This window comes from Vibrio sp. CB1-5 (assembly GCF_059412285.1).
The window spans coordinates 1-7,098 of the sequence record NZ_JBJHPB010000055.1 but is presented as its reverse complement, the minus strand read 5'-3'; the positions used below and the strand labels follow the sequence as shown (position 1 = coordinate 7,098).

The following is a 7,098-nucleotide window of genomic DNA, read 5'->3' as shown; positions in this document are numbered from 1 at the left end:
CTCAATTCAAACCAAAATCGCCAACTGTTAGCTGTCTGCTTGAACAATTTGTTAGGCTAGCAACGAACCCCTAAACTATTTTGACAGCGAATACTCTTATTAAAAGCCATGTAAAAACTAAATTTTATCATTACTAAGATTGCTGTTAACCTTTCCGCCGAACCCACCAACCAAGCTTCCAAAAATATGTACAAATTCATAGTAACAGCCATGTTGATCATAAGTAACAACGCTTTCGCTAATTGGACTACTATTCCTGAGGTAGAATGGAGCAAGGGAGCTACCGCTATAGTTTTCCACAACGCACAAGCCGAATATACAAAAATGGCTGCAGTTACTGCGAATCACAACAACTCTGGAAAATTAACACTTCGACTAGAGCTTTCAGATTACAAAGAAGACATTTGTACTAAAAACGAGATGCTCCCTCAGCTAGGTCAAATTCAACCACTTATTGGAACAAACATCGTTAATATCAATAATCAGCCTATCAAAATGGTCGGGGCTTGTTTTATCAACGAAGGCGATAAAAATAATGTCATTTTTCTTTTCCCTGAAACTGATAAAGGAACAGAGTTCGTAATCCAACAATTTAAGAAAAATGACCCCGTGAGTATTGAAAGCTTTCAGCATCGTAGCTTTGGTACAATGCGGTTTTCTACGGAAGGATTTAACCTATTCTGGAGTAAACACAATGTAGAAGCCCTCTGAGCATTGAGGGGGCCTAACGCCCTGTTAAGGGGTGAGCAACGCAATACCGATGCCGCCGCATACCACCTTAAACACAAAAACCAACGCATAGTGAAAATGCCACGCGTTGCGAATCCCTCTTGAACAGTTTGTTGAACGAAGCCGCTCTGCGGCAGAAAACCCAGCCCCATCCATACTCTTCATCGACATTCTCACCCCGAGAATGCTCAACTGGAGAGCATCATTATGAACACCCAAGACCAACAACGCTTCGACATCCTATATAAACAACATCTTACTAACCTCACCCTACAAGGCAAACGCCCTGCGACTATCGATGCCTATTCCCGTGCGGTGCGTCGCATCAGTATGTTTTTTGACTGCGTCCCCGACAAGCTAACGATCCAAGATTTGAAGCGCTACTTCGCTTCACTCATCCAAACCCACTCTTGGAGTACCGTGAAGTTAGACCGCAATGGCCTGCAGTTTTTCTATCGCTACACGCTCAATAAACAGTGGGAATGGCTTGATATTGTTAAGCCGCCTCAGGTTAAGCGACTGCCCGATATCCTCACGCCTGAGCAGGTTGGGCTGCTCATCAGTATGACCAGAAAGCAGCGCTACCAAGTGTTCTTCTTGACGCTCTATACCATGGGGCTTCGCCTTGGTGAGGCCCTTAACCTGACTGTCCACGACATTGACGCCAGTGCCATGACCGTTCACATCCGAGAAGGAAAAGGCGGCAAAGACCGCGTACTGCCACTGCCTAAACGAACCTTGCAAGCCCTGCGTGGTCACTGGTGCACGCATCATCACCCTAAATGGCTGTTCCCTGGTATCGGCTCCAAAGCCGATAACCCCATGGACAGAGGTGGGGTCCAAAAGGCCATGAAAGAGGTCCTTAAAGACTGCCACATTCAATTAGCCATCACGCCCACACGCTCAGGCATTGCTTCGCCACTCACCTTCTAGAACAAGGACTGGACTTGCGTTCCTTACAGCACTTGCTTGGGCACTGCAGCCTCAATACCACAGCGCGCTACACCCAGCTCACCGAGCCAAAACAGAAGCAAGCCGCACATGCGCTAAACCAATTGGCCGAGCAACTGGTCGTACTGTGGGAGGCCGCATGATGAGTACCTTTATCGACATACTTAAGCGGCACCGAGACGCCTTCGAACAGCAGTACACTGACCAACTCACACCCGAAATCAGACGTGCCATCAACGCTATGCTCCGCTGTAAAACACAGCATCAAGGGCAGTCGCAATGGTACTGCCAGCACTGTCATCATGATGACAGGCTGCCCTTATCGTGCGGCCATCGCCACTGCCCTCAGTGCCAACACCGCACCACCACGGACTGGCTGGAGCGTCAAAAACGCAAGCTGTTGCCCGTTCACTATTACATGGTGACCTTTACCTTGCCTTACGAACTCAGAGGGTTAGCACAAACACACCCCAAGGCGCTCTATCAAACCATGTTCAAGGTCGCCTCAGGCGTGCTAAAGGACTTCGCCGAGCGTGCCCAATTAGGGAAACAAGGCTTCACCGCCGTGCTGCATACCCACAATCGAAAGCGCGACCTGCACCCTCACTTACATGTGGTGATTGCGGCGGGCGGCTATGACGAGGCAAAACGCACTTGGTATAAAGGCAAGAAGGGCTACCTGTTTAATGCGTTCGCACTGGCCAAAGTCTGGCGAGCAAGACTGCTTGAGACGATAGCTCTCGACGCTCACCTTCATCTGCCAATGTATATCCCTTCAAAATGGGTCGTGGACTGTCGCAAAGTCGGTTACGGCCTGCCCGCACTGAAGTACCTGTCACGCTATCTTTACCGAGGTGTTTTGCCTGACAAAGACATCCTCGAAACCTCTGCCACGGCGGTCACCTTCCGTTATCAAAACAGTCAAACACAGTGGATCGAAACCCGCACATTACCTGTGCTCGAGTTCCTCTGGTTAATCTTGCAGCATGTGCTACCGAAAGGACTGCAACGGATTAGGGACTATGGATTTATGCATGGCAATGCGAGGCGGGTAAGGCTCGCTATCTTACTCTTGTTGGCACCGCAGTTAATTGGCCCGATGCCAGCGTTGCTCGATGTGCACAGCAAGGCCGTGCGAATGTGCCCGTGTTGCGAGCACGAGATGGCGTGCGTTGGGATCACTCGACCGAGCTAGCCGAGAGGCGCTTGCTGATAAGGATAATGGTGCAACGAAAGTCGCGGAGGTGTGATACGTAAAAGAGGCACAGGACAACAGACGACTTGAGCTGATCGCCTATGATCGGCTCAATGGCTTCGCTCGGCTTGGAGAAGTGAGGGAAGCCTAAAACCCTCTTGCTCAGGTCGAGCAAATTACTAATAAAGGTGCCACCGTGACGGGCTTGTTCAACAACCAGATAAAGTGTCGGCTACGCGACACTTATCCTTATTTGTTAGGTTTTGGGCTTATTCTCCCAATGAACCCCAATCTGTTAGATTTAATTGCTTGCGCCTAATGTAGTAGAAGGTTGCCATAACTAAGCCAAACAATGCGCCCGTAAGTAACGAGATATAAACTGCTTCTAAAACTGGTTTGCCTAGCTCGTTCCACACAAGAAACCATTGGAAGATTCCCCAAACAGGAGCAAAGAAAGCCACACAAAGCATAACGTTTGCAAAAAAGCTCTGATAATAAGGCGGCGGGAAACACATTCCAAGTTTACGTAACAACTTTACAAGTGGAGGATTGTAGTTCGACTTCCAAACACCTTTGTCACTTAATTCTTTGTGCGCAAGTTGTAGCTTCGTTTCATAATCCATGATCCAAAATCCTCGAATTCGATGTCTCCCGCGGAGAAACCTAACGCATTGTTAAGTAGCAGCTAACTGCGATGACACTCAAACAAAGCCACCGTAATCACTAAACTCAATCCAAACCAAAACCGCCGACTGTTAGCTGTCTGCTTGAACAATTTGTTATGTACCGAACCTAGCCTTGTGCTACGATGTATTACATTGCAATACAAATGGCACAAACTATGAAAAATGAAATGCTAAGTACGCGTATCGATCACGATACCAAAGTAGCTTTTACCAACATCTGCGATGAAGTTGGTTTGAGTCCGTCACAAGCTATCAAATTGTTTGCTCACGCAGTGATCAATCACGGTGGAATTCCATTCGAGCTCAAAGTAAGACAGCCGAATCAAGAGAGCATTGCTGCAATGCAAGAGCTAGTATCTGGCCAAGGCCATAAAGCTGACTCGGTCGACTCTCTGTTCAACACATTAACGGATGGCAAAGTAATCAATGTATCTTCTTGAATACTCGACGCAATTCAAAAAAGACTTCAAGAAAGTGACCAAGTTGCCTATCCCTGATGTACTTGAAGTAGGCAACATTATTTCTAAACTTCAGCGCGGCGAAACACTTGGCGCTAAAAATGTTGACCATCCATTGAGTGGGAACTGGGCTGGATTTCGGGACTGTCACATTAAGCCGGACTTAGTTCTAATCTATCGCATCCACGATAGAACTCTTCAACTAGCCAGAATAGGCTCACACAGTGAACTTTTTTGAACAAATAGGTACATAACGCCTTGTTAAGTAGCAGCTAACTACCACTATACTCAAACAAAGCCACCGTAATCACTAAACCCAATTCAAACCAAAATCGCCGACTGTTAGCTGTCTGCTTGAACAAATTGTTAGGCGCGTTCTTTTTCTAGTGCGTATTCTTTTGAACCACACGCTACTTCCCAAAGATGTCCATCTGGGTCGGAGAAGTAACCTGAAAAACCACCCCAAAAAACTGGCTGTCCCTCTTTGACAATATTGCCACCGTGAAGCTTGGCTTTTTGCAGTAGCGATGATACCTCTTTTGAAGAACTAACGTTGTGAGCAAGAGTGATACCCGAAAATCCGCTACCTTCTTGAGAGATACCAATATCCTTGGCCAATTCATCTCTTGGAAACAAAGCTAGCTCTGCACCATCCAAGTGATAGAAAATAATTTCACTAGATTCATAGTCGGTTCGCTCAAGCTCAAGTACCGACTCGTAAAACTTCGCCGAGCGTTCAAGATTTGCCACACCCAATGTCAAAACTGATAGCTTTCTCATTCAAATCCTCTGAGCGCCTAACGCCGCGTTAAGTGGTGAACAACGCGACCACCTAACCTAAACCATTATGCCGTAAACACTTAAACTGAATAAAACCGAAAATGCCAAGCGTTGTGAATCCGTCTTAAACGCTTTGTTATAAGCGTGGTGAAGAGTAGTACAGACCTATTTCACGAAACTCAGAGCAGTATCTAAACAGTTAAAGTCTTGAATACGCTGGTAATGATTTACTCTACCACCGACAATCACTACATTAACAGCTAACTCTTTGCACGCTTCTAAGTCCCATTCTGCGTCACCAAAATAGGTAACAGGATAGTTATCAATTTGGTTGATTGCTAATTTTGCCAACTCCATAATTTTGATACGAGAGTAGTGATCATTTGATGACATAATCGCTAGTTTCTCAGTTTCAAAACCAGCTGATTCCAACTTTATCTTAGCTGTTTCTCCCCACCCACCTGTAGCAATAGAAACAACATATTCGTCACTGTCTAACAGATATGACACGAATTTTTTGGCTCCGGATACTTCTTGGGTAGGTGATGTTTTAACCGATTGCTGAACATTACGGATAAAAATAGGCTTAACGAGACTCTCTAATTCAGCTAGAGAATATTTGAGGCCTTGTTGCTCAATAAAGGTTTTTAATATTCCTCTATCTGTGACAAAGGGATAACTACCCCAATCTGTAGATATTTCAAGCCCTGTAGTTTCTCGCACAGCATCAACAAAACACTGTTCATCCATTGCATATGACTGTAGTAGTGTTCCATCAATATCTAGCATTACATGATGTTTCATTTAATTCCCTTTAAGCTTATAACGCCTTGTTAAGTAGCAGCTAACTGCCACTGCACCCAAACAAAGCCACCGTAATCACTAAACCCAAATCAAACCAAAATCGCCGACTGTTAGCTGTCTGCTTGAACAATTTGTTATGTTTTAACCTGCGGGTATGACTTGAACAGCCGTAACCGTTAGGTGGCTTACTATGATTCCTGACAAAATGGCGCTAATAAGAGCAAAGGCAAAAGCTATCCAACGGCTACTTTTCAGCCTGTCCAAATCATGGAAGTACTCAACACCCTTATGCCCGATATAAAGAAAGGAATCTGGTACACTTGGATTAAACACTATGCACTCGCCATCATACTCTTGCGTCCCTTCTCCTTGTGAATACGCTTGGAATAATCTGACTTGTTTATAGGTATTTAACTTACCATGCTCATCTAAATGTACCGGACCAGTAAACCCAATATATCCGGCATCCAATAACGCAGCTAGTCCGTAAAAGTCTCGATGGTCTTGATGCTTCCGCTTCATAATATTAGATAGCTCTCTAATTCCCGCATCATCATTGTCGTAAATATATCTGAGAATCTCATGGTGAGATTTTTTCATCTGGAATCCTCATTAAACATAACGCATTGTTAAGTAGCAGCTAACTGCGATGACACTCAAACAAAGCCACCGTAATCACTAAACTCAATCCAAACCAAAACCGCCGACTGTTAGCTGTCTGCTTGAACAATTTGTTATAAGTTTTTCTCTAACGTGAAGACCGTATTCATAATCTCTTTCGTGTCAACAACAGAGGCAATGTCTGATATATCACCAATATTTAATGCTATTGGACCTGAACCAACTTCTCGCCCTAGCACTATCCGATATTCACGCTGCCAACTGTATTCTTTGAACTTATTAAATGCGCTCAACTCTTGATGATGATGTTCTCGATTGACATAATCTACTGGATTAGAAATAATTCTACTTGAGTAAATAGAACCTAAGTTTAAGTCACGTTCTACAGCGTTTTTGACCCTATCCATGAAGTGCAATATCCCAACACCTTCAATCACTACAGCTTTATCGCCAAACTTTCCAAATCTTTCATCAAGTTTTAAAGGCGTAACTAAATCATCATCAGTAATCATCGCCATGCAATATACATTTATTGAATCTGCCAATGGTTGAAACACATCAATTTTACCGACAGTCTCAATGCGTTCTCCACTTTTAACCAATGTCATTTCAACATTTCTAGAATCATAGCTGGCAGTCAAACCTTCGTAGCAGTCAGCTCTTAACTGGTCGTCTTCTTCCTCATAGGCTCTAAAGTACTGTAACGTATTCATATAAAGTGAGCCATCAAAGAGGAATTGGTCAATATATTCAGGTGCCATAAACTTTATCAACCACCTGATGTTTACATTCGACATAGTCCACATACCTCGAAAACTTATAACGCCTTGTTAAGTAGCAGCTAACTACCACTACACCCAAACAAAGCCACCGT

10 protein-coding genes and 1 pseudogene are annotated in these 7,098 nt (G+C 44.6%); 5 read left to right on the top strand and 6 right to left on the bottom strand.

The genetic code is table 11. The features are described 5' to 3' along the window. Positions 1 to 210 precede the first annotated feature (210 nt). Positions 211 to 711, top strand: coding sequence for a hypothetical protein (locus ACJB0T_RS21685; protein ID WP_479290380.1), 501 nt, complete (start codon positions 211 to 213; stop codon positions 709 to 711). 24 nt (positions 712 to 735) lie between these two features. Here the strand turns inward: ACJB0T_RS21685 and ACJB0T_RS21680 are convergent, their stop codons facing one another. Next, positions 736 to 900: a DUF3265 domain-containing protein gene (locus ACJB0T_RS21680; RefSeq protein WP_479290382.1), complete on the bottom strand. Its 165-nt coding sequence runs from the start codon at positions 898 to 900 to the stop codon at positions 736 to 738. Between the two features lie 36 nt (positions 901 to 936). Between ACJB0T_RS21680 and ACJB0T_RS21675 the strand changes: the two are divergent. Together ACJB0T_RS21675 and ACJB0T_RS21670 are read left to right on the top strand one after the other, a co-directional pair. After that, a pseudogene (locus ACJB0T_RS21675) lies at positions 937 to 1,823 on the top strand (tyrosine-type recombinase/integrase). Continuing rightward, the gene (locus ACJB0T_RS21670) at positions 1,823 to 2,875 is read left to right on the top strand and encodes an IS91 family transposase (protein WP_479292268.1); all 1,053 of its coding nucleotides are present in this window, start codon (positions 1,823 to 1,825) and stop codon (positions 2,873 to 2,875) included. The pseudogene ACJB0T_RS21675 and the gene ACJB0T_RS21670 overlap by 1 nt, the downstream one beginning before the upstream one ends. Positions 2,876 to 3,144: 269 nt before the next feature. On the opposite strand, the gene ACJB0T_RS21665 is transcribed toward ACJB0T_RS21670, so the two are convergent. Then, positions 3,145 to 3,498: a DUF6404 family protein gene (locus ACJB0T_RS21665; RefSeq protein ID WP_264911100.1), complete on the bottom strand. Its 354-nt coding sequence runs from the start codon at positions 3,496 to 3,498 to the stop codon at positions 3,145 to 3,147. Between the two features lie 218 nt (positions 3,499 to 3,716). On the opposite strand from ACJB0T_RS21665, the gene ACJB0T_RS21660 reads away from it, so the two are divergent. Both ACJB0T_RS21660 and ACJB0T_RS21655 read left to right on the top strand, forming a co-directional pair. Continuing rightward, a complete protein-coding gene (locus tag ACJB0T_RS21660) occupies positions 3,717 to 4,001 on the top strand; it encodes a type II toxin-antitoxin system RelB/DinJ family antitoxin (RefSeq protein WP_479290383.1) in 285 nt (94 codons plus the stop codon). After that, positions 3,988 to 4,257 carry a type II toxin-antitoxin system YafQ family toxin gene (locus tag ACJB0T_RS21655; RefSeq protein WP_479290385.1) on the top strand — a complete coding sequence of 90 codons (270 nt, stop codon included), beginning with the start codon at positions 3,988 to 3,990 and terminating at the stop codon, positions 4,255 to 4,257. The genes ACJB0T_RS21660 and ACJB0T_RS21655 overlap by 14 nt, the downstream gene beginning before the upstream one ends. A gap of 128 nt (positions 4,258 to 4,385) precedes the next feature. On the opposite strand, the gene ACJB0T_RS21650 is transcribed toward ACJB0T_RS21655, so the two are convergent. The 4 genes from ACJB0T_RS21650 to ACJB0T_RS21635 all read right to left on the bottom strand — a co-directional run bounded on the left by ACJB0T_RS21650 (position 4,386) and on the right by ACJB0T_RS21635 (position 7,021). Then, on the bottom strand, positions 4,386 to 4,799 hold the full coding sequence (locus ACJB0T_RS21650) for a VOC family protein (protein ID WP_479290386.1): 414 nt from the start codon (positions 4,797 to 4,799) through the stop codon (positions 4,386 to 4,388). 165 nt (positions 4,800 to 4,964) lie between these two features. After that, positions 4,965 to 5,603 (bottom strand): HAD family hydrolase, encoded by a 639-nt coding sequence (locus tag ACJB0T_RS21645; RefSeq protein ID WP_479290387.1) that lies wholly within the window; start codon positions 5,601 to 5,603, stop codon positions 4,965 to 4,967. Between the two features lie 141 nt (positions 5,604 to 5,744). Next, positions 5,745 to 6,203, bottom strand: a complete 459-nt coding sequence (locus ACJB0T_RS21640; RefSeq protein WP_479290389.1) for a hypothetical protein — start codon at positions 6,201 to 6,203, stop codon at positions 5,745 to 5,747. A gap of 134 nt (positions 6,204 to 6,337) precedes the next feature. Then, complete coding sequence (locus ACJB0T_RS21635; RefSeq protein WP_479290391.1) at positions 6,338 to 7,021, bottom strand: hypothetical protein; 684 nt, start codon at positions 7,019 to 7,021, stop codon at positions 6,338 to 6,340. Positions 7,022 to 7,098: the final 77 nt, after the last annotated feature.